Here is a 25,309-nt window from a genome sequence, read left to right as displayed (position 1 = left end):
GCTTACTCCGTCAGGAAGCTGCCGGCGTCGAAACGCCAGGCGATCTCGACCACGTCGCCGTCGTCGAAGAACTTGGCGACGCCCGGGATATTGTTGGGCTGCATCGCCTCCACCAACACGCCGTCGGCCACCTCCACCACGTAGAGGGTGACGTCGCCCAGATACAGGCAGTCGTGGACGCGACCTTTGAAATAGGCCTCGTCCGGCAAGTCCGGCAATTCCTTGTCCAGCTTCACCTTCTCCGGCCGCAGCGCCAGCCAGCCCTGCTGGCCTTCCTTCACACCCGGCACCGCCTGGCACTTGACGTCGCCGCAGCCCTTCAGCGCCACAGTCATGGCGTCGCCGTGCAAAGCCTTGACCACGCCTTCCAGCACATTGCACTGGCCGAGGAAGTCGGCGACGAAACGGTTTTTCGGATAGCTGTACAGCTTCTCCGGCGCATCCAGCTGCTCCACCTTGCCGTGGCTCATCACCGCGATGCGGTGCGACAGCGCCAGCGCCTCGCCCTGGTCGTGGGTGACGTAGACGAAGGTGATGCCCACCTCTTTCTGCAGATTGATCAGCTCGATCTGCATTTCCTCGCGCAGCTTGGCGTCGAGCGCGGACAACGGCTCGTCCAGCAGCAACAGGCGCGGACGGTCCACCAGCGCGCGGGCGATGGCCACGCGCTGGCGCTGGCCGCCGGACATCTCGTGCGGGTAGCGGTCGCCGAACTGGGTCAGGCGCACGTCTTCCAGCAATTCATCCACCTGGGCGGAGATCTTGCGCTTGTCCCACTTGGCCATTTTCAGCGGGAAGGCGATGTTTTCGCGCACGGTCATGTGCGGGAACAGCGCGTAGCTCTGGAACACGGTGTGCACCGGGCGCTTTTCCGGCGCCACCTGCGACATGTCCTGGCCATCCAGCAGAATCCGGCCCGCGTCCGGCTGTTCGAAACCGGCCAGCATGCGCAGCAAGGTGGTCTTGCCGCAGCCGGAGGGTCCCAGCAGGGTGAAGAACTCGCCCGCCTCGACCGACAGGCTGACGTCGTTGACAGCCGTGTAGTCGCCGAAGCGTTTGACCACATTTTTGATTTCCAGGAGAGCCATGATCTTCCCCGCCACGAAAAAGGGCGCCATTTTAACAAAAAAACAATTTTCGGGGCCGCGAAAATCCCTTGTAAATTCAAGACCTCAGCGCATCATCCCGCCCTGCGCGCGCCTGAAGAAAATGCGCCGGGATAAGTTGCTCTTTTCACTGAAAAAAACTTGCGGCCCGCCGCTACAAAAAAACGGGGGAAAATCAGGATTGTTCACATGAAAATGATGCATTTTGACAACAAACTTGTCTAAAACAAGCGTCACATGTCGCCAAACCATGTTTTTCGCGTCGCGAGAAAGACAGGCGGCACGCGCCTCCAGGCGCTACGCCTCATCTCGCCTCCCGAATCCGTTCGCGGCATCGGCCAGCATTGGCGACTTCCCCCGCAATGTCAATATCATCAATTGTTTACATTTCCAAACAATGCAAAAAGGGCGCCGAAAGGCGCCCTTCAACATCGAATGCGGCGAAATCAGAACTTGGTGCCGACGCCGATGCCGAACACCCACGGATCCAGCTTCAGCGTGCCCAGCTTGGCGCCGCCGGTGCTGACGTCGGTTTCCACCCACAGCTTTTTCACGTCGACGTTGACGAACCAGCTCTTGTTGATCGCGTAGTCTGCACCGATCTGCAGCGCCGGCCCGAAGCTGTTGTTCTTCACATCCAGCTTGGCGCCGGTCGGCAGTTGCAGGCCATTGCTGTAAAAACGGGTATAGTTGACGCCGGCGCCCACATACGGGCGGAAGGTGGCTTCCGGCATGAAATGGTATTGCAATGTCACGGTCGGCGGCAGCACGGAAACCTTGCCCACGTCGCCGAAGGCATTGGTGGTGACCTTGTGGCGGGAGGTGCCCAGGATCAGCTCGGCGCCGATGTTGTTGGTGATCATGTAAGTAAAATCGAGCTCAGGCGCAACCGCAGACTTGCCCTCAACATTCAAGCCGGCCACCGCGGAATTGTTCCAGCTGGACGAGGGATCCACGTCGATCACGCGGAAACGTGCCAGAATATCGCCTTGGGCGGCGAAAGCGCCGGCGGAAAGCATGCCTATCATCGCGGCAAGCGCAAGCTTCTTCATGTTCTGTTCTCCAATGAAACGAAAAATACCGCCCTGGCCATGCCGGCGTTGACAGCCCGTCGCGCCGGCAGTAGCGTGCGACGTCCGCAGGCAGATTATCCAAGCCCTTCTTCTCACACTTTGCGTCAGATCATGAAAAAGTCATGAAATATGCCGATCTCAGGGAATTCATCGCCCAACTTGAACAAAAACAGCTGCTGAAGCGCATCAGCTCTCCGGTCTCGCCACATCTGGAGATGACCGAGATAGGCGATCGGGTGCTGAAAGCCGGCGGACCGGCGCTGCTGTTTGAACAGCCGCGCCTCGAAGGCCGCGCTTATGACTTTCCTGTTCTGGCCAATCTGTTCGGCACCCCGGAGCGCGTGGCGATGGGCATGGGCGCGGAAGATGTGATGCAGCTCAGGGAGATAGGCAAGACCCTGGCCTATCTGAAGGAGCCGGAGCCGCCCAAGGGCCTGAAGGACGCCTGGGACAAGCTGCCGCTGCTCAAGCAGGTGCTGTCCATGGCGCCCAAGGAAATCAAGAAAGCGCCCTGCCAGGACATCGTCTGGGAAGGCCAGGCGGTGGATCTGGAAAAATTGCCCATTCAGCATTGCTGGCCGGGCGATGTGGCGCCGCTGATCACCTGGGGCCTCACCGTCACCCGCGGACCGAACAAGAAACGGCAGAACCTCGGCATCTACCGCCAGCAGGTGATAGGCAGGAATCGCGTGATCATGCGCTGGCTGGCCCACCGCGGCGGCGCGCTGGATTACCGCGAGTTCCGCCAGCAAAACCCGGATAAACCTTATCCGGTGGCGGTGGTGTTGGGCTGCGACCCCGCGACGATACTGGGCGCGGTGACGCCGGTGCCGGACACGCTGTCCGAATACCAGTTCGCCGGCCTCTTGCGCGGCAGCCGCACCGAGTTGGTGAAATGCATAGGCTCGGACCTGCAAGTGCCGGCGCGGGCGGAGATCATCCTGGAAGGCCACATCCACCCCAACGACATGGCGATGGAAGGCCCATACGGCGACCATACCGGCTATTACAACGAGCAGGACAGCTTCCCGGTGCTGACCATAGATCGCATCACCATGCGCGAAAACGCGATCTACCACAGCACCTACACCGGCAAGCCGCCGGACGAGCCGGCGATTCTGGGCGTGGCGCTGAACGAGGTGTTCGTGCCCATCCTGCAAAAGCAGTTTCCGGAAATCGTGGACTTCTACCTGCCGCCGGAAGGCTGCAGCTACCGCATGGCGGTGATCAGCATCAAGAAGCAGTACCCTGGCCACGCCAAGCGCGTGATGATGGGTTGCTGGAGCTTCCTGCGCCAGTTCATGTACACCAAGTTCATCGTGGTGGTGGACGACGACGTCAATACCCGAGACTGGAAGGAAGTGATCTGGGCGATCACCACCCGGATGGACCCGGTGCGCGACACCACGTTGATCGAGAATACGCCCATCGACTACCTTGACTTCGCCAGCCCGATCTCCGGCCTAGGCGGCAAGATGGGCCTGGACGCCACCAACAAGCTGCCGGGAGAGACCCACCGCGAATGGGGCACGCCCATCGTGATGGACGACGCGGTCAAGCAACGGGTGGACTCAATCTGGACCGAACTGGGGCTGTGACGATCGCCTGCCGACAAGAAGCCGGACAGGCCTCCGGCTTTTTTCATGTCCGCGCGGACCTCACGCCGCCAAACGATGCACAATGGCCAGCCATGCGACCGCGCCGCCGCTTGCGCTCAGGCTGACAGATTCGCGCTCCAGCAACAGCAGGCCGCCATCCGGCAGCGCTTCGCCTTCGCAGCGCCATTCCCCGAGCTGCAAATACAGCAGGGCCATGTCAGCCACCGCCAGCCGCACCGTTTCGCCATCGGCCGGCGATAGCCGCGAGAGATCGCCGCGTCCCCAGTCCCGAGCCAGCATCAGGTTGCAATCATGCAAAGGGCCGCCCAGCAGGCGGCACTGGGTGCCGATCTCGCCGGTGAACGCCACCACCTGGCCCGGCGCGTCCAACGTCAACTGCCGGCCATCCGCCAGACTCAGCGCCATGCCCTCGCCTTCCAGCAAGCCCAGCCAGCGGTCCACGCCGGCAAAATGGGAAAACGGCCCGCCCTGGGCCACCTCGGCGACAGACATCCGCAATGCGAACGCGTCGCGCCGCTCCGGATGCGGCAAACGGTATAACTCCAGAGTGCGGCCGCCGCCGTTGGCCCATGGCATCATGAGGAATCGGTCCGGCGTCAAAACATTGGCCATGCAGCGCTCCTGTTGTCGCGATCTATGATTCATCCTCGACCGCGCCACGTTCATGATGGCATGAAAAACCCGGCGCTTTCCAACGCCGGGTTCCAGGTTCAATCCACGCTCATTCAGCGCTCAAGTTCCATCTGGCTCAACACGACCATCTCGCCAGACAGCTTGCTGCGCGCATTGCGCAAGACGCGGAAGCGCACATTATCGCCGGTGCGCACCGCGAACTTGTCCAATGCCTGCTTGTCCAGCGCGCCCGCTTCGCGGCTAGGCTGAACAACCAGCATCGCGCCATCTCGGCGCTGGATCGCCAGCTGATTGAACGGCGCGTTGCCGACGCTGACCAGCGTTCCATGCTCCCACGGCGTCCCTCCCATTCCCCACGACATCGGAACGCTTAACGCGAGCAAACAGATAGACGCCAGGAGCCTCATCGCTTGACCAAGCTAAGTCGTGAATTGGCAGGCATGGCGATGGTCACCTTTCCTCCCATGGGAATCAATGTGACGCGGTATGCCTCTTGGGTCGAGTCCATTGTCAATTGAACCTCTTGCTTGCCGACGCGAACCTCAGGCAGCGAAATGGCCTTGCCGCCGATCAGATAAGGGCTGGCAGGCAACGTCACTTGCTTGGCAGGGAAACCATAGCCCGCAGCCCATGTCGGGAAGTCCGCCAGCAGCAGGCTGGTGTACAGGCGCTGCATCAGGCTGCCATAGTTGCCGCCCCCTACCGAGGCCAGGCCGTCGTTCAATGCCTTCTCCCCCACATTGGCGCCCGTTACCCATGGCTTCATCACGCCTGCGCCATATTGATGCAGCATCAACATGCCAGTCGCCAGCGCTTTGGGGTAGCAAGACACGCCGGAAGCATCGCTGCTCAAAGCCGGCCAACGCTTCAAGTCGCATGCGGGCGATGCCAAGAAACGGGTGAAGTCGCTACCTGCGCCCAAATCGGGATGGGCATCCGGGCCATTGCTTCGGCCGCCATGGTAAGTATCGGCCGCGACCAAGTACCCCATGGTCTGCGCGGCGAGTTCATTTTCCCAAGTCGTGGCGCCGGTAATGTTTTGGCGGAACAATTTGTTATAGCTGTACAGCAAATGCTGATATTCGTGGCCCAAGGTAGAAAGCGATAATGCCGGGCCTCTGCCGTTCTGACTCCAAAGTTGGCCATCATCCTTCGCCACCAGAGTATCAACGTTCAGGAAGGTTACCAGCGCCTCGTTGCTGTTGGCGAACGGACTGCAATCCTCCGTCGCGCAAGCGGGATCGAGGGCCACCGACTTCAATAGAGCATTGGTGGGGAGCACGTATCCCATCAAGCCCTTGAATGCGTTGGCCGGCTGATTCAACTGCGCCAATACCAGATGCACATCCTTGGTGCCGCTATCGAGCGAGATGGCGCGCCAGGTCGATGCCACAGATCCCCAAGGCTCGCTGATCACCGCGGATTCGATCGGATATACGCTGTTGGCGAAACGCTCGGCCAAGAAATTCGCCTGCTCAGCCGTGACCGCCGCCGCATCGTCTTGAGCCCATACATACACAGTGCCGCCGTTTGGCAATGCCGCGCTGGCCTTCATCGTGGTATTCAACGTGCGGCTGCCGATGCTGTCATACCATGCGCGGCTGTCATTGAGCGCATATCGGGCCGAAGCGCTTACACGCTTCTCCAGTTTCATGCGCGCCTGAGCACGCTGAGAAATCCCGGCGTATGTGGCGATATTATCGTAAACCACCTGCATTTTCTGAGCCAAAATCGCATCAGCCGCGCCATCCCCGCCGCGAGCGCCGCCGCCGATGCGGCCATTGCCTGCCGTATCGCTGCTGATTCTGGTCATCACCGCATCCCAACTATTCGTCAGCGGTCCATCAATGGTGACTGTCGCCTCTTGATTACTGGCGTTCTGCAGCAGGTATACCTTCCCCGCGGGATCGGTCGCCGCGCCGGCGGGCATGGAGCACGCGCTGGTTTGGCAATTCAAATCGCCGGAAATCTGGGATTTTTGCGTGAATGATGAAGAACTGCCCTCGCCGCCGCCGCCGCATCCGGAAAGTGCCGCGGCCATCACAGAAAGAACCAATAGATTTTGTTTTTTATTCAACATTTTACTTTACGTTATATTAAAATAATTAATAAAATACTAAATAAAACAATGGGCAATCAGCATAGAGGCAATGTCCGGTTTCGGTCAATCTATTCGTCCCATTAAGAAGCCTATGCCCAGCTCGCGAAAGCTAGTTCGCTCTGAATGTCTTGATTGCCCGGGTTATGGAAACCTTACTCGCCCAGAGCAATCTGAAATGAAAAACACCCAGACGACGTGATGTCGTCCAGGTGTCGCCACGACTAAAAATCTAACGATCCGATTCTGCCTGGCTCAAAATCACCTCTCTGCCGTAAACCGGGCTGCTGGCGTAAGCGGCGGCCCGGTAGCGGACACGCTGGCCCAGTTGCCGGCGCAAGGTGTTCACGGCGGCCCGATCCAGGCCTTTGCCTGGCTCAGCCGCGCGTATCGCCAACACTTCGCCGTCGCTGCGCTCTATGCCCAGTTTCACCAAAGGATACGCGCCCACCTCCACCAGCACTCCCCGCTCCCAAGGCGGCGAAGCCATCGCCAGCAGCGAGGGCAGCAGCGCCAGCAGCCACAGCGCGCGTCGCATTAAGGTTTCACCAGCAACAGATGGCTATTGGCCGGCACCGTGATCCGGGCCACGCCTCGCGACACGGCCAGCGGCTGGCGCCAGGTTTCCTGGCCGCGATCGCTGCCCCAGCCCACCTCGCCGGCCTGGAAGCGCACCGCCGGCAGTTGCAGGTCCTTGCCTAGCGGGAAGTACTGATTAGCGGCCAGCGTGATGGTCTTGGCCGGGAAACCGAAACCCGCCACGTCCTGGCTGAGCGCGCCCAGGCTGAGCGTGGTGGTCAGCCGCTGCAGCAGGCTGCTGTAATCTCCGCCGCCCACCGCCCGCAGGCCATCGTTCAGCGCCCGCTCGCCGGTACTGGAGCCGGTCACCCACGGCTTCATCACGCCAGGGCCGAACTGGTGCAGCATCTGCATGCCCAGCGCCAGCGCCTTCGGATAGCAAGTGTAATTCTCGGCGGCGACGCTCCAGCCTTTCAGATTGCATGCCGGCTTGTTCAGGAACTGCTCGAAGTCGCCGCGCGGACGCAGGTCAGGGTGCGAATTGGCGTCGCGGCCGCGGCCGCCGGTATAGGTGTCGGCCGACACCAGGTAACCCATGGTCTGCGCCGCCAGCTCGTTTTCCCATACCGTGCCCGACGGCGAACCCGGCTTCTGCCGCAGTATCTTGTTGTAGGCGTACAGCACGTGCAGGTATTCATGCGCCATCGTCGACAGCGCCAGGCTGGGGCCGTTGTCCTTCATCGACCAATTGCCCGGACTATCCGCCTTGGCGAAGGTATCCAGATCGATGAAGGTGGCCAGCGCCTGGTTGCTCTTGCCGATCACGTCCGCGCACTCGGCGTCGCCCTGGCACAGGCTGGACGCGGCCGAGGCCAGCAGCGCGTTGGTCCAGCGCACATAGCCGAGCAGGCGGCTGCCGCTGGACTTGGCCGGATCGTTGAGCCGGCTCAGCACCAGGTGCACGTCCTTGGTGTCGCCGGGCAGGGCCAGGCTGCGCCAACCCGGGTGAATGTCGTTGCCCCAGGGCTCGCTGACCACGCTGGCTTCCAGCGGGTAGACGCTGCCGGCGAAGCGCTCGGCCAACGCATCGGCCTGGGCGTTGCTGACCGCGACATCCAAGCCGCTCTGGCCCCAGACATAGACTTTGCCGCCGCCGTTGGGCAGGTCGCGCACCGCCTTCAAGGTGGTCGGGCTATCGCCGTCCATGTCGTGCCAGGTACGGACGTCGCCCAGCGCATAGGCCTGCTGCTGCAGCGCCGCCTGCGCGCCGCTCAGCTTGGCCGAATGTTGCAGCTGCAGGCGCTGCAGCGCGCCGTCGCGGCTGTTCTTGGCCACCGCGTTCAACACCGCCTGGCTTTCCGCCTCCAGGCGGTCCGCGGCCGCGCTGCTGGCACCGCGCAGATTGGCCCCGGCCATCCGGAACTGGGTGGAGGTATCCCCGCCGCTGATGCGGACGAACTCCGCTTGCCAAGCGGACGTCACAGGGCCGGCCAACTGTATCGTCTGGTCGCGGTTGGTGGCGTTGCTGTAGCGGTAAACCGATCCGGACAAGGCAGCGCCACCGCTGGCCGGCACCTTGCAGCTGGCGCCGGCGCAGTCCAGCGTCCCCACCTCCAACCCGCTGCTGCTGCGTTGATGGAATGCGGCGGATGGCGATCCGCCAGCGCCATTTGCGGCACTGGCGCCGCCGCTCCCTCCCCCGCCGCCGCAAGCGGTCAGCAGGGCGCTCATGATCACGGATGCCAGGACTGTCGGTTTGATCTCTTTCATCACTTTGTCGTCTTTTTGTGGTTAATTTAGAAACAGAATCTTGATATTAGCCACATGACATAAATCAACACAACGTCAATTTATTACAATTAATCGTCAGACAAATGGCGTCGCCTTGGCGGCGGCGGCATCCCCCGCCGGCAAACCTGCTATCATTCAGCGCATTTTTCGAACAAGGACAGACCATGGCAATCCCGCGCAACCCCAACTCCGCCCAGCGCCTGAAACGCCTGAACGCCCGCCAGCGCAAGAAAATGCGCGTAGGCGAATTCCGCGAGCTGGGTTTCCACCTGGTGGCCGAACTGCATGACGGCGCGGACGCCGACGCCCTGCTGGACGGCTGGCTGACCCGCTTCGACGAAGCCGGCATCAGCTTCGGCGGCCATTTCGACGGCAAAAACCGCCTGGAAGGCGTGGCTTTCCCGATCAGCGGCGTGCAGATCGACGACGCGCTGCGCGCCGATCTGGTGGCCTGGCTGAAAGCCCGCGCCGAAGTGAAGTCGCTGGAAGCCAGCGAGCTGATCGACCTGTGGCACACCGCCTGACGGCTGTCCCGGGCGCGAAAAAGCCAGCTCATCGAGCTGGCTTTTTTCTTGCGCGCCGGCTATCCACAGGCCGGCGCGATTCGTGGTTTTATCCACAGTCCATCAGGACAGCTGCCTGAACACGCGATAGCCGACATAAAGCCAGGTCTCGCGCGCGAGAAAACGCGACCAGCTGGCCAGCGTGCGGAAGCGGCTGGACTGGGTGGCCGCCGGATAGGCGCGCAGTCCCAAGTCGTTGGCCATCAACACCGCGCGGCGCATATGCAGCGGGTCGCTGACCAAGAGATAGGAACGGATGCCGAACTGGCCGCCCAGTTCGCGGGCGTTGGAAAGGTTCTGCCAAGTGTTGCGCGACTGATTCTCCACCAGCATCGCCGTCATCGGCACTCCCTGGCGGACGGCGAACTCTCGGCCCACGTCGGCCTCGGCCGGATAGCCGGGCTCCGGCGTGCCGCCGGTGAAAATGATCCAGCGCACCTTGCCGCTCTGATAGAGCTTGACCGCGTGGTTGATGCGTTCGCGGAACACCGGCGAGGGCTTGTTGCCCCAGGCGGCGGCCCCCAGCACCAGCGCCGCGTCCGCTGTCGGCGCCTCGTCGGTTTCGCCGTAGTCGACGATGCTCCACGCGACATAGGCGAAGCCAAGCACCACTAGCAGCACAGCCAGCAGGAAGCCTCTCATCATCAAGCGCAAGTAGAGCATCGGCACCGCAAGTCAAAAGGAAGGGACGATTCGATTGTAACCTCAATGCCGCCGCAGCGGGCAGCCAGACTAGCGCTCCAATTCCCAGATCGCCGCCTGCAGGCTTTCCATCCGCGCCGCCAGCGCGGTCTGCGCATCCTGCAGCGCTTTATTGTAGATCTCGCTGCCGACCCTCTCGGCGATGAAATCCAGCAGAAAGCGGGCATCGAAATTGCCGATGTCCACCGCCAGCTGTTCGGACAGGTAATGCTGCAGCTGCGGCGCCAGCTGTTGCAACTGGGCATCGCTGAGAAAGCGCGGGCTAGCCATCGCGGTCTCCGGCAAAAGACGCGATTATCGCCGAGCGCGCCGGTCTTGGCGACGGCGGCTCACAGACGCGAGCACGCCCGCCCCACTCCCACCCAGCCGGATAGCCATGCCCTCTCGCTGCGCCGCAGGCAGCGCTCCCATTCCGCTCCATCCAGCGGCCCCAGATGGCGGCAAGCGCGCCGCCACAGCCGAAAACGCGCCGGCGCGCTGTCGTGGCACAGCGCGATGCCGTCGGCGCAGGCCCGCCGCGCGATCCGCTCCCATTGCGCCTGCCAGCTGGCCCCGCTGCGCGCCACCCGCCAGCCGTAAAACAGGGTGGAGCGCCAGAAACGCTGCTGGCAACGCCAATCCTCCAGCAGGCAGCCGCCGCTGCGCAGGGGAAACTCCAGGCTCCACCATAGCCAGTATCGCATCCCGCCCCCAATTGTGCACCGCACCATTTCTTTATAACCACGCCTTTCGGCGGACGCAAACGCCAAGCCTGCGTGAGCGCGGCCAAAAAAAACCGGCGCTCAAGGCGCCGGCAAGCACGAGTCAAACAAAGGAAGGAAAGAGAATTTACAGCGTCACCCAGCGCGGCCGGGTCAGCATGTCCGGCTGCAGGATGTCGTCCAGCTGTTCGCGGGTCAGCAGGCCATGGGCCAGCACCACCTCGGCCACGCTGCTGCCGTTGGCATGGGCCTCGGCGGCGACGCGGGTGGCGGCCTCGTAGCCGATCACCGGGTTCAGCGCGGTGACCAGGCCGATGGAGTTTTCCACGCTCAGGCGCAGGCGCTCGCGGTTGGCGGTGATGCCCTTGACGCAGTGCTCGGTCAGCGTGTCGCAAGCATTGGCCAGGTGGCCGGCGCTGCGGAACAGGCTGTAGGCGATCACAGGCTCGAAGGCGTTCAGCTGCAGCTGGCCGGCTTCGGCCGCCAGGGTGATGGTGACGTCGTTGCCGATGACTTCATACGCCACCTGGCTCACCACCTCTGGAATCACCGGATTGACCTTGCCCGGCATGATGGACGAACCAGCCTGGCGCGCCGGCAGATTGATCTCGCCGAAGCCTGCGCGCGGACCGGACGACAGCAGGCGCAGGTCGTTGCAGGTCTTGGACAGCTTGACCGCCGCGCGCTTGATCACGCCGGACAGCTGAACGAAGGCGCCGCAGTCCTGGGTGGCTTCGATCAGGTTGGGCGCGGTGATCAGCTGGCTGCCGATCAGCTCGGACAGGTGCTGGCACACCAGCTTGGCGTAATCCGGATGCGCGGTGATGCCGGTGCCGATGGCGGTGGCGCCGAGGTTGATCTCCAGCATCAGCGTGCTGGCTTCCTTCAGGCGTTGCTCGTCTTCGCCCAGCATCACGGCGTAGGTCTGGAACTCCTGGCCCAGCGTCATCGGCACCGCGTCCTGCAGCTGGGTGCGGCCCATCTTCAGGATGTCCTTGAATTCTTCAGCCTTGTCTTCAAAGGACTTGCGCAGCACCTCCATGCGCGACACCAGCTTCAGCACGCCCCAGAAGGCGGCCAGGCGCAGCGCGGTGGGATACACGTCGTTGGTACTTTGGCACAGGTTGACGTGCTCGTTCGGGTGCAGATATTGGTACTCGCCCTTGGCGTGGCCCAGCAGCTCCAGCGCGCGGTTGGCGATCACCTCGTTGGCGTTCATATTGGTGGAGGTGCCCGCCCCGCCCTGAATCACGTCGACGACGAACTGATCATGCAGCTTGCCGGCGCGGATCTCCTCGCAGGCGTCGACGATGGCCTGAGCCAACTTGGGCTCCAGGATGCCGAGATCGCGGTTGGCCTGGGCGGCGGCTTGCTTGATGCAGGCCAGCGCGCGGATCAGGTCGCCGTAGCCGGCGATGGTCTGGCCGGTGATCGGGAAATTCTCGATGGCGCGCAAAGTGTGCACGCCCCAGTAGGCGTCGGCCGGCACATCGCGGTTGCCGAGCAAATCGTGTTCGATGCGGGTCATCATCTGCGGGTCTCCTCGGTGCGGCCGTCATCGCGGCCTGGAATGCCCCGCACTCTATTCCTGCCCCGTCCGCTTGGCCAATTCCGAATGCGGATGGGATCATGCAGGAAATGCATAACCTTGCGCCATGTCCGCCGAGCGCGGCTCCCGACTCAGACTGCCGGGTAGCGCGCCGCCAGGTACTCCCACAAATCCTCCAACGCAGCGCGGCCTCGGCGATGGTCGCAATACAGCCTCACCTCCATCTCCACGCTCCACGCCTCGCCGCCGGCCTCGGCCAGCAAACCGGACGCGCGCTCGGCCGCCACCGAACTCTCCGGCAAAAACGCCAGTCCATGCCCGGCCAACGCCATCTGCTTGAGCCCCTCCGCCATGTCGGTCTCGTAGCGCAAGGACAGATGCGCCGGCTCCGGCCCGCCAACCAGCAGCAAGTCGCTCATCAACCGGAAATAGGCGTTGCTGGCGTAGCCCAGAAAAGGCAGCGGCGCCTCGGCCCTCCCCGGCAACGGGTACGCCGGTTCGCCTCCCGCGGCGATCGAATACGGCCGTAGCCGCTCCACGCCCAGCCGCAGGCCGCCGTAGCGAGCGTCCTGCAGCTCCACCGGTTGCTTGGGATGGTGGTAGCACATCAGCAGATCGCTGCCGCCTTCGACGAAGGACAGCACCGCGTCATGGACATTGCTGGCCTGCAAGCGGCAGGACAACTGGCCGAAGCCGGCCTCGACCCCGGTCAGCCACTTGGGAAAGTAGGAAAACGACAGGGTGTGCGGCACCGCGAACTCCAGCGTGCCCTGCGGCAGGGGCTGCAGGCCGCGCAGCGTGGTGCGGGCGGTGTTGAGCTGGGCCAACAGCGGCACCGCCTGCTCGCGCAGCAGCTTGCCGGCGGCGGTGAGCTTGGTCGGATAAGTCGTGCGGTCTATCAGATCGGCGCCCAGCCAGCTTTCCAGCGCGCGGATGCGGCGCGAGAAGGCCGGCTGCGTCAGATGGCGCAATTCCGCCGAGCGGGTGAAGCTGCCGGTGTCGGCCAATACCAAAAAATCTTCCAGCCAGCGGGTTTCCATCGCCGTCGTCCAGATTGGGAATGCCAGATGTTACACCGGCGCGGCACTTTCCGGCGCCGCGGCGCTCTATCATCAGACTATCCTCGCCATGACAACCATTTTGCCGATGACGCCGCAACCCGCCACCCCGACATGAATGCCGTCCTTTCTCCTCCGGCTGCCCCCTGGTCCGGCCGCGCGCTGGCCATTGCCGCCAGCGCTAGCCTGCATCTGCTGGCGCTGCTGGCGTTGCCCTCGATGCGTTCCACGCCGCAGCCCGTCCCCGCGCCCCCGCTCAGGGTAAGCATCCCATCCATCCATGCCCGCCTGCTGCCAGCCAAAGCGCCGGAACGCCAAGCGCAAACGCCAGCCCCCCGGCATGCCCGCCAAGCCGCGCCGGTTCGAAACGCGTCCCTGTCGCGCGCGGCGCCGGCATCCGCGCCCTCAGGCAAAGCCGCGGCCAGCGCCGGCATGGGCGAAACCCGCGTAACGCTGGAAGGCTTGCGCCAACAAGTACGGCAGCTCGCGCCGGAAGACCCCGCCGCCAAGCCTCTGCCGGAGAATCCGGAGAAAGCGCGGCTGGCGCGCAATATCGACCGCGCGCAGCGCGCCGACTGCAAAAACGCCTACGCCGGCCTGGGCCTGTTGGCCGCCCCCCTGCTGCTGAAAGACGCCTTCGATAAAGACAACGGCTGCAAGTGGTAGCTTGCAGCCGTTGATTTCGGGAGGAGGAGCGATCAGCTCTGCAGCGTCACCCAGTCCTGGGTGGCCTCTGCGGCCTGGAATTCATGCACCGCCTCCTGCATCAGGGCGAATGCCTCCGGCGCGTCCAGGCGCTGACAGGCCTCGCGCAGCCGCGCCAGCAACGAGGCCATTTCGTCCTCGGACAGGTGGTATTCCTGCGCGCGCATGATCCGGGCGTGATCGGTGGCCAGCACGTTGTCGCCTATCAGCAGCTCCTCGTACAGCTTCTCGCCCGGACGCAAGCCGGTCACCAGGATTTCGATGTCGCCGTCCGGTTGCCCCTCGTCCCTCACCTCCAGGCCGGACAAGTGGATCATGCGCCGCGCCAGGTCGATGATCTTCACCGGCTCGCCCATGTCCAGCACGAACACATCGCCGCCGTCGCCCATCGCGCCGGCCTGGATCACCAGCTGCGCCGCTTCCGGTATGGTCATGAAGTAACGCGTGATGTCGGCGTGGGTCAGCGTGATCGGACCGCCGGCCAGTATCTGGCGGCGGAACAGCGGAACGACCGATCCCGAGCTGCCCAGCACATTGCCGAATCGCACCATCACGAAGCGGGTGCGGCTGCCGCGCGCATGGCGCGTCTGCAGTGTCAGCTCGGCCAGGCGCTTGGTGGCGCCCATCACATTGGTGGGACGCACCGCCTTGTCGGTGGAGATCAACACGAAGGTGTCGACGCCGCAGTCCTCCGCCGCGCGGGCGGTGGTATCGGTGCCGAAGGCGTTGTTGACGATGCCGGCCACCGGATTGTGCTCCACCATGGGCACATGCTTGTAGGCTGCGGCATGGTAGACCGTCTCCACCTGGAAAGCGCGCATCACCTGGCTCAGCCTGTCGTAGTCGGTGACCGAACCCAGTATCGGCGTGCGCGGAATCTTGGGCGCCAGTTGCGCCAGTTCCTGGTCGATGCTGTACAACGCGAACTCAGACAGCTCGAACAATACGATGCGCGCCGGCCGGTTCTTGACGATCTGCCGCGCCAGCTCGGAGCCGATAGAACCGCCGGCGCCGGTGACCATCACCACCTTGCCCTTGATGTTGCGCGCCAACAGCTCGGCCTTGGGCGGCACCGGATCACGGCCCAATAGGTCCTCGATCTCCACTTCCTTCAGCTCCTCCACCCGCGCTTCGCCGGAGACCAGGTCCGCCATGCCCGGCAGGCGCTTGATCGGCACCCGCAGCTTTTCCAGCGATTCCAGTATCTCGCGCTGGCGGCCGCGCCCCACCGAGGGCATGGCCAGCAGGATGCACTTGGCCCCGGTGTCCTTGATCAGCCGCGGCAGCTCGTCCGGGGCGTGCACCGCCACGCCGCGGTAAGTGTGGCGGCGCAGCGCCGGATTATCGTCGACGAAGGCCATGGGCCGGTATTCGCGGCCGGCCTGCAAGGCCAACAGCAGCTGCACGCCGGCGCGGCCGGCGCCGTAGATGATGACCGGATCGCGCGGCGCGTCGGTGGCGTCGATGCGCCGCACCAGGCCGCGCAGCAGAAAGCGGCTGCCGCCGATATAAGCCATGGCGAACACCCAGAAGATCACCACCGAGGCGCGCGGCATGGCCCAGATCGAGAACATCTGGATCACCGCCTGCAACACCAGCACCGACAAGGTGACGCCGCTGAACACGGTGAAGATGATTTTGTCGTCCAGATATTTCAGCACCGCGCGGTACAGGCCCAGCTTGACGAAGATGGGGATGGCCCACAGCGGCGGCACGATGAAGATCCACAGATGCGGATTGAGCTTGGGGTCCCAATAACCGCCCAGGCGCAGGAACACCGCGCTCCACAAGGCCAGCGGCAGCAACAGCGCGTCCATCAGCGCCAGCATCGCCATCTTGTTGTGGCGGGAGAAGGCTAGCAATTTTTCAAACATGGTCATTCTTTCGTATCCGGCCGCCATTGGTACAGCGCGTCTGGACAGCGTTCCTCGTTATCGTGGCCGTCGCCCAGGCTCAGCAATTGGAAGCCGTGCGCCTCGTAAAAGCGCCGCGCGCCGGCATTGGCCTGGAACACCTGCAGGCGGCAGGCCCGCGGCCGCCCCGTCAAAATCTGTTCCATCAAAGCCTGGCCGACGCCCGAGCGTTGATGCCGCGCGGCGACATACAACTGATCCAGCCAAAACTGGCCATCCCGCTCGGAGCAAGCGGCGAAGCCGGCGATCTCGCCATCCCGCTCCGCCAGCCAGACATCGCCCGCCGGCAGCAGCGCGTCGGCGAACCAGGCATGCACCGCCGCGTCGCCATGCGCCAGCGGCGCGTACGGCATCTCGCGGCGGCAGGCCAGATAAATGCCTGCCAGCGCGCCGGCGTCTGCGGCTTGCGCGGCGCGGATGGCGAGGGTCATCGGCTGACGATCTTCATCAAAGTGGCGACGATGATGCGGATGTCTTCCCACAGGCTATGCGTCTCGGCGTAACGCACGTAGTAAGCCAGTTTTTCCGGCAGCACTTCGTCGATATAGGCGCGCTCAGGATCGGCGGCGCGGCCCAGTATCTCGTTTTCATCGATCATCCGGATCGACGCCCAGTCGGTGATGCCGGGGCGCACCGACAGCACGATGTCCTTCACATCCTCCGGATAGTGCGCCACGTATTTGGGCACCTCCGGCCGCGGGCCGACCAGGCTCATGTCGCCGAACAGCACGTCCAGCAGCTGCGGCAGCTCGTCCAGCTTGGTCTTGCGCAGCAGACGGCCGGCGCCGGTGATTCTCGAATCGGCGCCGACGGTCAGCTGGCCCTGGCGCTCGGTGTCCACCTGCATGGTGCGGAATTTATGAATGCGGAACAGCGCGCCGCCCCGCCCCACCCGCACCTGGCGGAAAAACACCGGCCCCGGCGAATCCAGCTTCACCCACAACGCCACCGCCAACAGCGGCAAGGCCAGCACGGCGAGGCCCGCTCCGGAAGCGGCGATGTCGAACAGCCGCTTCAGCAGCCGCGAGCCGTGGCGGCGCGGCCGGCAGCAAGGCGGCAGCAGTTCGCCGCCCTCTTTTTCCAACCGCTGGCTCATGCGCCCAGAATCTCGCGCACGGCGGCGATGACGCGGGTCTGGTCATCGTCCGTCATCCGAGTGTACAGCGGCAGCGTCACCTCGGCTTCGAACGCGGCGTCGGCCACCGGGAATTGCTCGCGGGTCAGCTGGTAGCCGTCGCGCCATACCGGCTGGCGGTGCAGCGGGATGAAGTGCACCGAGCAGCCGATGCCCTTCTCCGCCATCTTGGCGATGAAATCGTCGCGCGACACGCCGGCCTCCGGCTTGATCCGCACCGGGTACAGGTGCCAGGCGTGGTTGCTGCCCTCGTCCTTGGCGCGCGCAGGCAGGATCAGCGGCAGATCCGCCAGCTCGCGGTCGAAGCGCTGGGCCATGACTTCGCGTTTTTCGTAGAAGCCGCGGATTTTCTTCAACTGATGGATGCCCATCGCCGCGGCGGTGTCCGGCATATTGTACTTGTAGCCCGGGGCCACCACTTCGTAGTACCAGGCCGGGGTCTTGGACACGTAGCGGTCGAAGGCGTCGCGGCTGATGCCGTGCAGGCGCATCACCTTGCAACGAGCGATGATGTCCTTGTTCTTGGACACCACCATGCCGCCTTCGCCGGTGGTCATGGTCTTGTTGGCGTAGAAGCTGAACACGGTGACGTCCGAATCCAGCGTGCCCACCAGCTTGCCTTTGTAGTAAGTGGGCATGGCGTGGGCGGCGTCCTCGACGATCTTCAGCCCATGCTCGCGGGCGATGGCGATGATCTCGTCCATCTCGCAGGCCAGGCCGGCGAAGTGGACCGGAATGATGGCGCGGGTTTTATCAGTGATCGCCGCGCGGATGGCGTCCGGGCGGATATTGAACGTCGCGGCGTCCACATCCACGCATACCGGATGCGCGCCCAGATAGCGCACCACTTCGGCGGTGGCGGTGAAGGTGTAGGACGGCACGATCACTTCATCGCCTTCCTTGATGCCGATCGCCTCCAGCGCCAGGTGCAGGCCGGCGGTGGCGGAGTTGACGGCGATGGCCTCGACGCCATCCCCCAGGAAGGCCGCGAAATCGGCCTCGAACTGCTTGGTCTTGGGACCGGTGGTCACCCAGCCGGAACGCAGCGCGTCGACCACTTCATTGATCTCTTCCTCGCCGATGTCCGGCAAGGCGAACGGCAGGAACTTGGTTTCGCTCATTTCACTATCTCTCTGTCACGCCGCTCGGCGAGAGCGGCCTCTTCCATTCAAACTGCGCAGGACCGCGCCAACAGGTCCGGCGCAGGCTTATTCACGACAATGCAGGGTGTCTTTGACGAAAGGCGTGGTCTTTGCCGGCGCCAGCCTGACCACCCGCAGCAGGCGCGCGGTATCGTTGGCTTCGGTCCCATCGGTCAGATCGGCGATGTAGTGGTCCACCTCGATGGTTGCCTTGCCTCTCAAGCTGCAAACCCGCTTGTCCTTCAGGAGCTTGTCCACCTCCAGCATGGTTCGCGCTTGCTTGTCGTTTTCGAAGCAAAACCAGCGATCTCTGTCGTCGCCCCGCTCGCGGGGAATTTTGCGCGCCGACCCCTTATCCGGGCTGAAGCAGAACTGGTCGCCGACGGCGCTCATGGCGTTTTCATCCCTGGAGTAATCGTAACTCCCGCTCAATTGCACCTGGCCGGCATAATGATAAAGCGCGCCATCCTTCTTCACTCTGGCCAGGCCATCCGCCGCCGCGCCCTGCGCGATCAGACAAGCTGCCGCTAGCGACAGCCCCCATCCCAATACTCGAAACCTCTTCATCGCCTTGCCTCTATCCAGACAAATCAATCATGTCGCCCCATTAAGACTTACAGGCCCAAATCCTTCTCAACCTTGGCGAAGTACTTCAACCGCTTCTTGTAAGCGTCGCGCACGCACAAGGCATCCTCGCACGTGTTGCGCACTTCCTTCAGCCAGCGTACCTGCTCCTTGCCATAGGGATCCAGCCGTTTGCCGGTATCGCCGTCGATGCCTTTGGTCTCATCCTGAATCGCGGTGAAGCGCTTGGCCAATTCCGAGTCCAGGGCCGACAGCTCGGCGTCGGCGCAAATCATTTTTTCCACCTTCAGCTTGGCGTAAGCGCAGTTGAAGCCGGCGGACTGGGCTGGCAACGCTACCACGCCCATGCAAGCGGCCATCGCCGCCATCCAAATATTCTTCATCATGGTTTTCTTTCTGTCTCTTGCAGCACGACTATCTGCTCATTGACCGCAGCCGCCACGCGCGCGGGCTCCGCCAACAAGGAAAAATGATCGCAGCCCGGCAAGATGGCGCAAGCCAGCCCGTGAGCCTCCGCCAGCGCCGCCATGTTGGCGCGAGCAAAGCAGCGATCTGCGGCGTAAAGCGCCACCGGCATCTCGCATTGCCCCAGCAGGCTTCCCATATCCGGCCACTCTTTCTCCGCCAATCGCAGCGCCTGCAGCGCTTTCCTGTCCGCGGCGGCCAACCGCTCCGCCATCCCTGCCGGCACCGGCATCAGCCGGCGCCACAGATCGCGCCAGGCCTCGCCGCCTTGGCGCAAGGCCTCCAGCACGATATCGGTCTCCGGCGAAAAAACGCTCTGGGTCTCGAAACCTCCGAGCAGCATCCGCTCAACCCGCTGCGGATGCCAAGCCGCGAGTCCGAGCGCCAGCTTGGCGCCCAGGGAATATCCCCATACCGCCGTTTTTTCCACCTGCAAGCCATCCAATGCCTGCGCGATATCGGACACGATGGCTTCCAGCCCATATGCGGAAACCTCTCCAGGCGCGGGACTCGTTCCATGCCCGCGCGGAGAAACGCAGATCAATCGGCAGCGGTTCTTCATCGCCGCCGCATAGCCCAGCTCGATGGCATCCTCATGCCCCATGCCGAAACCCAACAGCAACAATAACGGTTGTCCCGCGCCGAACTCTGCGTAATCCAGTCTCAAAGCTTTCACCCCATAGATCGGAAGCCTACAACTTCACCGCCGCCAGGAAGCGCCGCGCCAGCACCGCGTAATCGTGGTTGGCCAGCACATAGGCCTTGCCGGCCGCGCCCATCGCTTCGCGCTCGGCCAGCGGCAGCACCGCCATGCGCTTGACGGCATCCGCGATGGCCGCCGGGTCTTCCGCGCCCACGCTCAGCCCCGCGCCGGCGTCCTTCACCATGTCGTTGCCGGCCTCCACCGAGTGGATCACCGGCTTGCCCGCCATCATGTAGTCGAACAGCTTGTTCGGGTTGATGCCGAAACGGTAGATCGGCAGCTTGCGCCAGCCGATGTACAGCGCGTCGCACTCGGCCAGAAAGGCCGGCACGCTGCGCTTGGCGATGGACGGCAGGAACATCACATTGTTCAGCCTCAGCTCGGCGGCGCGCGCCGCCAGCGCCTCCTTGTCCGGGCCGTCGCCCACCAGCACGAAGGTCACCGGCGCGTCCTGCATCAAGGCCGCCGCCTCCAGCAGATAATCCAGCGCGTTGGCCAGGCCGTGGCCGCCGGCGTAGCCGACGATGAAGCGCCCATGGGCCTTCAATTCCGCCAGCCGCATCCGGTGCTCGGCCGACAGCGGCAGCGCCTCGCCCTGCCATTCGGCCACATCCACGCCATTGGGAATCACCGCGTATTTTTCCGGCGCCATGCCGTGCGCCATCATGTAGTCCCTGGCGCAGGGCAGCATCGACACCACGGTGTCGGCGCGCTTGTAGCCGAAATCCTCGGCCCATTGCAGCAGGCGGATGAAAGGATGCTTGGGCGACATGCCGCCCACTTCCACCGGCGTCAGCGGCCACAGGTCGTGCACCTCGTACACCAGCCGCGCGCCGGTCTTGTTGGCGATCCACGCGGCCGGCACGGTGTCCAGCGGATAGGTGGACGAGGCGATCACCACGTCCGGCTTCCATTCTTTCAGATAGCGCTTGGACAGGCCCATCACCTTGGCCAGGAAACTGAAGATGTTCAGCACCCGGCCGACGCCGTTGCCTTCGTAGGGGCGGGTCTTGCACCAGGTGTAGCGGATGCCGTCGATGTCCTCGTCGCGGTACTTGTCGTCGACTTGCGGATGGGACTGGCGCAGGTGCGACACGTCGGCCGCCAGCATGTTCACTTCGTGCCCGGCCCGCACCCATTCGCGCGCCAGGTAATAGGGGCGGAATTCCATGCCGTGGCGCGGGCTGCCGGCGTAGTGATTGATGTAGAGAATTTTCATGGTTTACAGCGTCGCGTACAGCTTGATCAGCTTGTCGGCCTCGGCCGCCCAGCTGTATTTATTGAGCACCGCCCGCTTGCCGGACTCGCCGAGCGCGCGCATGCGCGCTTCGTCGCCCAGCAGCTCGTTGATGGCGGCGGAGATGGCGGCCGCGTCCTGCGGATCGACCAGCACGCCGCAGCCGGCGTCGTCGACGATCTCGCGCCACACCGGGAAGTCGCTGGCGATCACCGGCATGCCGGCGGCCATGTATTCAAACAATTTGATCGGCAGCGCGTCGACGTAATTGGGCGTGGGGAACAGCGTCACCAGGCCGATCTTACTTCTGGCCAATACCTCGGCCACGCCCTTGCGGTCCAGCACGCCCAGGTCGTTGACCCGCGCCCAGCCCGGCTCGGCCGTCACCTTGGCGCGCAGGTCGCTCTCGCTCCACGGCCCGGCCAGGTTCAGCCGGGTGGAGGTGCCCGGCAGCGCGGCGACGATGGGCTCGATGCCGCGGATGCGGCTGATGCCGCCGATGTAGCACACCTCGTTGCGGCGGCTTTCCCACGGCGTGTCGCGCACCAGCTCTTCCAGTATCGGGAAGTTGCACACGTCCAGCGCCTTGGCGCCCAGCTTCTCGAAGCGTTTGCGGATGTGCGGGGTGGAGGTGACGATGGCGTCGAAGCGGCGCCCAGCCCAGTCTTCCAGCGTCTCGAAGCCGCCGGACACCAGCGGGCGCACCGCGCCGGGTATCCAGTGCTTGGCCAGGATCTGGCGCGGCACGTCCTCGTGCACGTCGTACACCACCTTGATGCCGGCCTGCTTCAGTCGCACGCCGGCGGGAATCAGCTCCGGATCGTGGAAATGCACCACGTCCGGCCGCAGCTTCAGCGCGGCCTGGTAGACGCGCTTGACGGTGCCGGTCATCCGCGACAGGCGGCCGCCGGTCTTGGGGCCGACATCGTGGATGCGGACGCCGTTGCGGATTTCCTCGCCCTGGCCGTCGGCGACGATCAGCGTCACCTCATGGCCGGCCGCCGCCAGCGAGCTGCACTCCTTGACGAAGATGCGGATGTCGTGGCGCGGATGGGCGGAGGTCAGGTGGGCTATTTTCATCAGGTTCAAACCTTGTTGGCGGCCAGCTCGCGGATCAAATCGGCGAAGCCGGCCATATTGGCCTGGTGCAGCGCCTTGGCCGCCACCAGGCCGCGATTGGTTTCGGCCACGCGGGCCAGGGCGGCATCGTCGGACGCCGCCTCCATCGCCCGCAGCATCTGCGCGCCCAAACGGCGCACGTCTTCGGCAATCACGCCGTTGAGGCCGTCTATCGCCCATTCGCCGTTGGCCGGCAGATTGGACAATAGCGGCAGGCAGCCGTGGCCCATCGCCTCCAACAGGCTGATGCTGGTGGCGTCGGAACGCGGCACGCTGACGAAAACCCGCGACTCCGCATAGAGCCGGCCCAAGGTGGCGCTGTCGACAAAGCCGGCAAACTCGACGCGTTTGAGATTCAAAGACGCGGCCAGCCGTTTCAAGTTGTCCGTCTCGCTGCCGCTAGCCGCGACAACCAGATTCCAGTCGCCCAAGCGGCCGCTCGCCTCCACCTCGGCCCAGCCCTTGAGGATGGCGTCGATGCGGTACAGCGGTTTATGCAAACGGCAGGACAAGACTTGTTTCTTCTTGGCGGCGACGACGGGTTCGGGCGGCAGCGCGTCGATGCCGTAATTGAGCAGCGCGATGCGGCAGTCGCCGGCCAGCTCGCGGATTTTCGCCGCCATGTGCAACGAATCCGAGGTGACGGCGGCGGCGGCCTTGAGATTGCCGCGCACCATGGCGCGCATCAGCCGGTTCTGCTCCGGCAACAGCAGCACATCCGAGCCCCAGGCCGTCAGCAGCATCGGGATGTTCGACCCCGCCAGCGCGCGGCGCGCGTGCCAGGCCACGCTGTTGGCCTGGTGGACATGGACCACGTCGGGCTTCACTTCGGCGATCCAGCGCTTGAGCTTGCCGGCGCTGGACCAGGCCTTCAGGCTAAAATCCAGCCGCAGCTCGCCCTTCAGATTGACCGGCCGCTTGTCGGCGGGAACCTCGCCATTGCAGGCCAGGTACAATTCATCCACATGCGGCGCGATGCCCGACAAGAAGCGCCAAGTATGGATGGAGGCCGAGCCCGCCACCAGCAGGCGGGCGATCTTGTCAGTCATGGGCCCAGGCCTCGTACAAATGATGCAGCTCCGGGTTTTGCGCCAGCCATTCGGCGTCGGCCTCGCGGGTGTCGCCCACCACCCTTGCCGGGTTGCCGGCCAGGATGGCGAAATCGGGATACGCGCCGGCCTGCACGAAGCTGTAGGCCGACACGATGCTGCCCTTGCCCAATTCGACGCCCGGCATCAGCACCGAGTGCGGGCCGATGAAGCTGTACTTGCCGAGCTTGGTCGGCTTTTTCAGATAGCCGACATGGTTGTCCCGCATCAGGTACTCGCGCCCGTACAACCGGATGGCCACATGGCTGGAGTGGGTCAGCACCGACACGTAGTTGGTGATCTGGCAGCCCTCGCCGATGTAGAGGCCGCCGGAAGCGTCGATCAGGTTGAAATGGCCGATGTAGACATTGTCGTCGATCATCAGCTTGTCCATGTGTTCGATGCGCGTCATGTTGGAGACGCGGGTGCGCTTCAGGAACACGCCGTCGCCGCGCTGGAAGCCGTATACCATGCGCGGCCGCACCCATGCCGACAGCCGGAAGCGGATGCGGCTGAAGAGTCCATTCCAGTTCATCGTGCCGCCTTATATAGCCAGAAGAAATACGCGAGGAAATAACCGGCCATCACCACCGAGACCAGTTGGAAAGTAGGCACCGCATCCTGCCAGAGATGGAAGCCCAGCCACAAGGTCCCCAGGAACAGCACGGCCTGCACCAGAGACAGGAAGAAAGCGAAACGCTGGCGATTGATCACCGGCGGCACCATGCCCAAGGGCGAGGCGACGAAATGGAACAGGATGTACAGCGACATCGCCTCGGCGTAGCGGCCGGCGTCGGCCCAGTTGCGGCCGAACACCAGCGTGAACAAGGGCTCGCCGAAAATCTGGATCACCAAAAACGGAAACAGCGACATGCCGAACAGCGTCAGCATCATCTTGCGCAGAATGGGCCGCAAGGGCTTGCCCAGATTGCGCGCCTCCGCCAGCTCGCGGTAGGCGACCTGCGCCACCGCCTGGCCAATCAGAGCCGCCGGCAGTTTCAGCACCCGCATCATCAGGCCGTAGAAGCCGACCGCCGAGGTGCCGGCCAGCACGGTCAGCACCGCCAGCGTCGCCGAATCCAGCAAGGCGGTGCTCAGCGCGTGCGGCGCGTTGATCTTGGGAAATTCGATGTAGGCGATCGCCGCCTCGCGCATGTCCTGGCGGCTGACATCGCGGCGCCAGCCGAGCCGATTTTTCAGGTCCTGCCAGCTTTGCGCCAGCAAGGAACCGATCTGTCCGGCCAACTGGCCCAGGATCAGGCCGCCGGCGCCGGCGCCCAGCCAGCCGGCCAGCACCTGAGTGCCGGCCATGCCGAAGGATTGGGTCATGCGGCCATTGGCGTTGGCCTGGTAGCGGCGGTGGCGGTTGTTCCAGTTGGTCCAGGCCTGCATCAGCCCGGCCAGCCACACCGACAACGGCAGCAACACCAGCCACGGCTCCAGCTCCGGCGCGCCCAGATGGGCGGCGATGTGGGAATGGCCGCCCATCAACACCACCATGCCGATCAGCAAGGCCAGCGCGCTGGCGCACAGCAACGACAAGCCCATCAGATTGACCGCGCGCTTTTCCTCGGCCGGCAGCACGATGGCCATCTCGTAACGGGCGGTGGCCAGCACCGCCAGCGTGGACATCCATGACACGTACACCGCCTGGATGCCCACTTCGTGCGGGTCGTACAGGCGGGTGATCAGCGGCGACGCCAGCAGCGGCACCACCTGCGCCACCGCCGCCCCGGTCACCAGGGTGATGATGTGGCGGATGAAGCCGCTTTTAGGCACGCGCAGCGACGGCAACCACGCCATCC

General features: G+C 63.9%; 28 protein-coding genes. 4 read left to right on the top strand and 24 right to left on the bottom strand.

The window, feature by feature from the left end:
• Window positions 1-2: 2 nt before the first annotated feature.
• Entirely contained in the window at window positions 3-1,088 is a 1,086-nt protein-coding gene (locus tag DK842_RS11030; protein ID WP_114063704.1) for an ABC transporter ATP-binding protein, read from the bottom strand.
• Between DK842_RS11030 and DK842_RS23005 the strand changes: the two genes are divergently transcribed.
• Window positions 1,087-1,299, top strand: coding sequence for a hypothetical protein (locus DK842_RS23005; RefSeq protein ID WP_145964022.1), 213 nt, complete (start codon window positions 1,087-1,089; stop codon window positions 1,297-1,299). The genes DK842_RS11030 and DK842_RS23005 overlap by 2 nt on opposite strands.
• 253 nt (window positions 1,300-1,552) lie before the next feature.
• Here DK842_RS23005 and DK842_RS11025 read toward each other — a convergent pair whose 3' ends face one another.
• On the bottom strand, window positions 1,553-2,158 hold the full coding sequence (locus DK842_RS11025; RefSeq protein WP_114061486.1) for an OmpW/AlkL family protein: 606 nt from the start codon (window positions 2,156-2,158) through the stop codon (window positions 1,553-1,555).
• Window positions 2,159-2,301: 143 nt separating this feature from the next.
• Between DK842_RS11025 and ubiD the strand changes: the two genes are divergently transcribed.
• Window positions 2,302-3,777 (top strand): 4-hydroxy-3-polyprenylbenzoate decarboxylase, encoded by a 1,476-nt coding sequence (gene ubiD, locus DK842_RS11020; protein ID WP_114061485.1) that lies wholly within the window; start codon window positions 2,302-2,304, stop codon window positions 3,775-3,777.
• A gap of 60 nt (window positions 3,778-3,837) precedes the next feature.
• Here ubiD and DK842_RS11015 read toward each other — a convergent pair whose 3' ends face one another.
• From DK842_RS11015 to DK842_RS10995, 5 genes are all read right to left on the bottom strand, one after another.
• Window positions 3,838-4,410, bottom strand: a complete 573-nt coding sequence (locus tag DK842_RS11015) for a HutD/Ves family protein (RefSeq protein WP_168191876.1) — start codon at window positions 4,408-4,410, stop codon at window positions 3,838-3,840.
• Between the two features lie 113 nt (window positions 4,411-4,523).
• Complete coding sequence (locus tag DK842_RS11010; RefSeq protein WP_145964020.1) at window positions 4,524-4,793, bottom strand: hypothetical protein; 270 nt, start codon at window positions 4,791-4,793, stop codon at window positions 4,524-4,526.
• 41 nt (window positions 4,794-4,834) lie between these two features.
• Complete coding sequence (locus tag DK842_RS11005; protein WP_145964019.1) at window positions 4,835-6,511, bottom strand: M30 family metallopeptidase; 1,677 nt, start codon at window positions 6,509-6,511, stop codon at window positions 4,835-4,837.
• Window positions 6,512-6,761: 250 nt separating this feature from the next.
• Entirely contained in the window at window positions 6,762-7,067 is a 306-nt protein-coding gene (locus tag DK842_RS11000) for a hypothetical protein (protein ID WP_114061481.1), read from the bottom strand.
• Window positions 7,067-8,818 (bottom strand): M30 family zinc metallopeptidase, encoded by a 1,752-nt coding sequence (locus tag DK842_RS10995; RefSeq protein ID WP_114061480.1) that lies wholly within the window; start codon window positions 8,816-8,818, stop codon window positions 7,067-7,069. Before DK842_RS10995 ends, DK842_RS11000 begins: the two co-directional genes overlap by 1 nt.
• Before the next feature lie 185 nt (window positions 8,819-9,003).
• On the opposite strand from DK842_RS10995, the gene DK842_RS10990 reads away from it, so the two are divergent.
• Window positions 9,004-9,363 (top strand): YggL family protein, encoded by a 360-nt coding sequence (locus tag DK842_RS10990; RefSeq protein ID WP_114061479.1) that lies wholly within the window; start codon window positions 9,004-9,006, stop codon window positions 9,361-9,363.
• 102 nt (window positions 9,364-9,465) lie between these two features.
• Here the strand turns inward: DK842_RS10990 and DK842_RS10985 are convergent, their stop codons facing one another.
• The 5 genes from DK842_RS10985 to DK842_RS10965 all read right to left on the bottom strand — a co-directional run bounded on the left by DK842_RS10985 (window position 9,466) and on the right by DK842_RS10965 (window position 13,394).
• Window positions 9,466-10,065: a YdcF family protein gene (locus tag DK842_RS10985; RefSeq protein ID WP_114061478.1), complete on the bottom strand. Its 600-nt coding sequence runs from the start codon at window positions 10,063-10,065 to the stop codon at window positions 9,466-9,468.
• 69 nt (window positions 10,066-10,134) lie between these two features.
• Complete coding sequence (locus DK842_RS10980) at window positions 10,135-10,374, bottom strand: DUF2164 domain-containing protein (RefSeq protein WP_114061477.1); 240 nt, start codon at window positions 10,372-10,374, stop codon at window positions 10,135-10,137.
• 59 nt (window positions 10,375-10,433) lie between these two features.
• The gene (locus tag DK842_RS10975; RefSeq protein WP_114061476.1) at window positions 10,434-10,787 is read right to left on the bottom strand and encodes a hypothetical protein; all 354 of its coding nucleotides are present in this window, start codon (window positions 10,785-10,787) and stop codon (window positions 10,434-10,436) included.
• Window positions 10,788-10,932: 145 nt separating this feature from the next.
• On the bottom strand, window positions 10,933-12,336 hold the full coding sequence (gene aspA / locus DK842_RS10970; RefSeq protein ID WP_114061475.1) for an aspartate ammonia-lyase: 1,404 nt from the start codon (window positions 12,334-12,336) through the stop codon (window positions 10,933-10,935).
• Window positions 12,337-12,485: 149 nt separating this feature from the next.
• Window positions 12,486-13,394, bottom strand: a complete 909-nt coding sequence (locus DK842_RS10965; RefSeq protein WP_114061474.1) for a LysR family transcriptional regulator — start codon at window positions 13,392-13,394, stop codon at window positions 12,486-12,488.
• A gap of 132 nt (window positions 13,395-13,526) precedes the next feature.
• Here DK842_RS10965 and DK842_RS23435 point away from each other — a divergent pair, with 132 nt between their 5' ends.
• Window positions 13,527-14,078, top strand: coding sequence for a hypothetical protein (locus DK842_RS23435; RefSeq protein WP_168194866.1), 552 nt, complete (start codon window positions 13,527-13,529; stop codon window positions 14,076-14,078).
• 32 nt (window positions 14,079-14,110) lie between these two features.
• Here DK842_RS23435 and DK842_RS10950 read toward each other — a convergent pair whose 3' ends face one another.
• From DK842_RS10950 to DK842_RS10895, 12 genes are all read right to left on the bottom strand, one after another.
• Window positions 14,111-15,991, bottom strand: a complete 1,881-nt coding sequence (locus tag DK842_RS10950; RefSeq protein WP_114063703.1) for a polysaccharide biosynthesis protein — start codon at window positions 15,989-15,991, stop codon at window positions 14,111-14,113.
• Between the two features lie 2 nt (window positions 15,992-15,993).
• Window positions 15,994-16,461, bottom strand: a complete 468-nt coding sequence (locus tag DK842_RS10945; protein ID WP_114061471.1) for a GNAT family N-acetyltransferase — start codon at window positions 16,459-16,461, stop codon at window positions 15,994-15,996.
• Window positions 16,458-17,126, bottom strand: a complete 669-nt coding sequence (locus DK842_RS10940) for a sugar transferase (protein ID WP_269779796.1) — start codon at window positions 17,124-17,126, stop codon at window positions 16,458-16,460. Before DK842_RS10940 ends, DK842_RS10945 begins: the two co-directional genes overlap by 4 nt.
• Complete coding sequence (locus DK842_RS10935; RefSeq protein ID WP_114061470.1) at window positions 17,123-18,286, bottom strand: DegT/DnrJ/EryC1/StrS family aminotransferase; 1,164 nt, start codon at window positions 18,284-18,286, stop codon at window positions 17,123-17,125. Before DK842_RS10935 ends, DK842_RS10940 begins: the two co-directional genes overlap by 4 nt.
• A gap of 87 nt (window positions 18,287-18,373) precedes the next feature.
• Window positions 18,374-18,874: a hypothetical protein gene (locus DK842_RS10930; RefSeq protein WP_145964018.1), complete on the bottom strand. Its 501-nt coding sequence runs from the start codon at window positions 18,872-18,874 to the stop codon at window positions 18,374-18,376.
• Between the two features lie 47 nt (window positions 18,875-18,921).
• On the bottom strand, window positions 18,922-19,278 hold the full coding sequence (locus DK842_RS10925) for a lysozyme inhibitor LprI family protein (RefSeq protein ID WP_145964017.1): 357 nt from the start codon (window positions 19,276-19,278) through the stop codon (window positions 18,922-18,924).
• The gene (locus tag DK842_RS10920) at window positions 19,275-20,033 is read right to left on the bottom strand and encodes an alpha/beta fold hydrolase (protein ID WP_145964016.1); all 759 of its coding nucleotides are present in this window, start codon (window positions 20,031-20,033) and stop codon (window positions 19,275-19,277) included. The genes DK842_RS10925 and DK842_RS10920 overlap by 4 nt, the downstream gene beginning before the upstream one ends.
• A 16-nt stretch (window positions 20,034-20,049) precedes the next feature.
• Window positions 20,050-21,279, bottom strand: a complete 1,230-nt coding sequence (locus DK842_RS10915; protein WP_114061466.1) for a glycosyltransferase family 4 protein — start codon at window positions 21,277-21,279, stop codon at window positions 20,050-20,052.
• Window positions 21,280-21,282: 3 nt separating this feature from the next.
• Window positions 21,283-22,377 carry a glycosyltransferase family 4 protein gene (locus tag DK842_RS10910; RefSeq protein ID WP_114061465.1) on the bottom strand — a complete coding sequence of 365 codons (1,095 nt, stop codon included), beginning with the start codon at window positions 22,375-22,377 and terminating at the stop codon, window positions 21,283-21,285.
• A 5-nt stretch (window positions 22,378-22,382) separates the two neighbouring features.
• Complete coding sequence (locus tag DK842_RS10905; protein WP_114061464.1) at window positions 22,383-23,465, bottom strand: glycosyltransferase family 4 protein; 1,083 nt, start codon at window positions 23,463-23,465, stop codon at window positions 22,383-22,385.
• Entirely contained in the window at window positions 23,458-24,039 is a 582-nt protein-coding gene (locus DK842_RS10900; RefSeq protein WP_114061463.1) for an acyltransferase, read from the bottom strand. Before DK842_RS10900 ends, DK842_RS10905 begins: the two co-directional genes overlap by 8 nt.
• Window positions 24,036-25,307, bottom strand: a complete 1,272-nt coding sequence (locus DK842_RS10895; RefSeq protein ID WP_114061462.1) for a lipopolysaccharide biosynthesis protein — start codon at window positions 25,305-25,307, stop codon at window positions 24,036-24,038. The genes DK842_RS10900 and DK842_RS10895 overlap by 4 nt, the downstream gene beginning before the upstream one ends.
• Window positions 25,308-25,309: the final 2 nt, after the last annotated feature.

Origin of the sequence: Chromobacterium phragmitis (assembly GCF_003325475.1) — a bacterium.
Classification (GTDB): Bacteria; Pseudomonadota; Gammaproteobacteria; order Burkholderiales; family Chromobacteriaceae; genus Chromobacterium; species Chromobacterium phragmitis.
This window is presented reverse-complemented; position numbering and strand designations above follow the sequence as displayed.

Bases quoted from the DNA above. Each gene is read 5' to 3' on its own strand.
- DK842_RS10905 (WP_114061464.1), bottom strand. From the start codon at position 23,465: ATGACTGACAAGATCGCCCGCCTGCTGGTGGCGGGCTCGGCCTCCATC.
- DK842_RS11010 (WP_145964020.1), bottom strand. From the start codon at position 4,793: ATGTCGTGGGGAATGGGAGGGACGCCGTGGGAGCATGGAACGCTGGTC.
- DK842_RS10925 (WP_145964017.1), bottom strand. From the start codon at position 19,278: ATGATGAAGAATATTTGGATGGCGGCGATGGCCGCTTGCATGGGCGTG.
- DK842_RS11000 (WP_114061481.1), bottom strand. From the start codon at position 7,067: ATGCGACGCGCGCTGTGGCTGCTGGCGCTGCTGCCCTCGCTGCTGGCG.
- DK842_RS11025 (WP_114061486.1), bottom strand. From the start codon at position 2,158: ATGAAGAAGCTTGCGCTTGCCGCGATGATAGGCATGCTTTCCGCCGGC.
- aspA (WP_114061475.1), bottom strand. From the start codon at position 12,336: ATGATGACCCGCATCGAACACGATTTGCTCGGCAACCGCGATGTGCCG.
- DK842_RS11015 (WP_168191876.1), bottom strand. From the start codon at position 4,410: ATGGCCAATGTTTTGACGCCGGACCGATTCCTCATGATGCCATGGGCC.
- DK842_RS10940 (WP_269779796.1), bottom strand. From the start codon at position 17,126: ATGAGCCAGCGGTTGGAAAAAGAGGGCGGCGAACTGCTGCCGCCTTGC.
- DK842_RS23435 (WP_168194866.1), top strand. From the start codon at position 13,527: ATGAATGCCGTCCTTTCTCCTCCGGCTGCCCCCTGGTCCGGCCGCGCG.
- DK842_RS10980 (WP_114061477.1), bottom strand. From the start codon at position 10,374: ATGGCTAGCCCGCGCTTTCTCAGCGATGCCCAGTTGCAACAGCTGGCG.
- DK842_RS10900 (WP_114061463.1), bottom strand. From the start codon at position 24,039: ATGAACTGGAATGGACTCTTCAGCCGCATCCGCTTCCGGCTGTCGGCA.
- DK842_RS10990 (WP_114061479.1), top strand. From the start codon at position 9,004: ATGGCAATCCCGCGCAACCCCAACTCCGCCCAGCGCCTGAAACGCCTG.
- DK842_RS23005 (WP_145964022.1), top strand. From the start codon at position 1,087: ATGATCTTCCCCGCCACGAAAAAGGGCGCCATTTTAACAAAAAAACAA.
- DK842_RS10910 (WP_114061465.1), bottom strand. From the start codon at position 22,377: ATGAAAATAGCCCACCTGACCTCCGCCCATCCGCGCCACGACATCCGC.
- DK842_RS10965 (WP_114061474.1), bottom strand. From the start codon at position 13,394: ATGGAAACCCGCTGGCTGGAAGATTTTTTGGTATTGGCCGACACCGGC.
- DK842_RS10975 (WP_114061476.1), bottom strand. From the start codon at position 10,787: ATGCGATACTGGCTATGGTGGAGCCTGGAGTTTCCCCTGCGCAGCGGC.
- DK842_RS10895 (WP_114061462.1), bottom strand. From the start codon at position 25,307: ATGGCGTGGTTGCCGTCGCTGCGCGTGCCTAAAAGCGGCTTCATCCGC.
- DK842_RS11005 (WP_145964019.1), bottom strand. From the start codon at position 6,511: ATGTTGAATAAAAAACAAAATCTATTGGTTCTTTCTGTGATGGCCGCG.
- DK842_RS10985 (WP_114061478.1), bottom strand. From the start codon at position 10,065: ATGCTCTACTTGCGCTTGATGATGAGAGGCTTCCTGCTGGCTGTGCTG.
- DK842_RS10915 (WP_114061466.1), bottom strand. From the start codon at position 21,279: ATGAAAATTCTCTACATCAATCACTACGCCGGCAGCCCGCGCCACGGC.
- ubiD (WP_114061485.1), top strand. From the start codon at position 2,302: ATGAAATATGCCGATCTCAGGGAATTCATCGCCCAACTTGAACAAAAA.
- DK842_RS10935 (WP_114061470.1), bottom strand. From the start codon at position 18,286: ATGAGCGAAACCAAGTTCCTGCCGTTCGCCTTGCCGGACATCGGCGAG.
- DK842_RS10995 (WP_114061480.1), bottom strand. From the start codon at position 8,818: ATGAAAGAGATCAAACCGACAGTCCTGGCATCCGTGATCATGAGCGCC.
- DK842_RS11030 (WP_114063704.1), bottom strand. From the start codon at position 1,088: ATGGCTCTCCTGGAAATCAAAAATGTGGTCAAACGCTTCGGCGACTAC.
- DK842_RS10930 (WP_145964018.1), bottom strand. From the start codon at position 18,874: ATGAAGAGGTTTCGAGTATTGGGATGGGGGCTGTCGCTAGCGGCAGCT.
- DK842_RS10945 (WP_114061471.1), bottom strand. From the start codon at position 16,461: ATGACCCTCGCCATCCGCGCCGCGCAAGCCGCAGACGCCGGCGCGCTG.
- DK842_RS10950 (WP_114063703.1), bottom strand. From the start codon at position 15,991: ATGTTTGAAAAATTGCTAGCCTTCTCCCGCCACAACAAGATGGCGATG.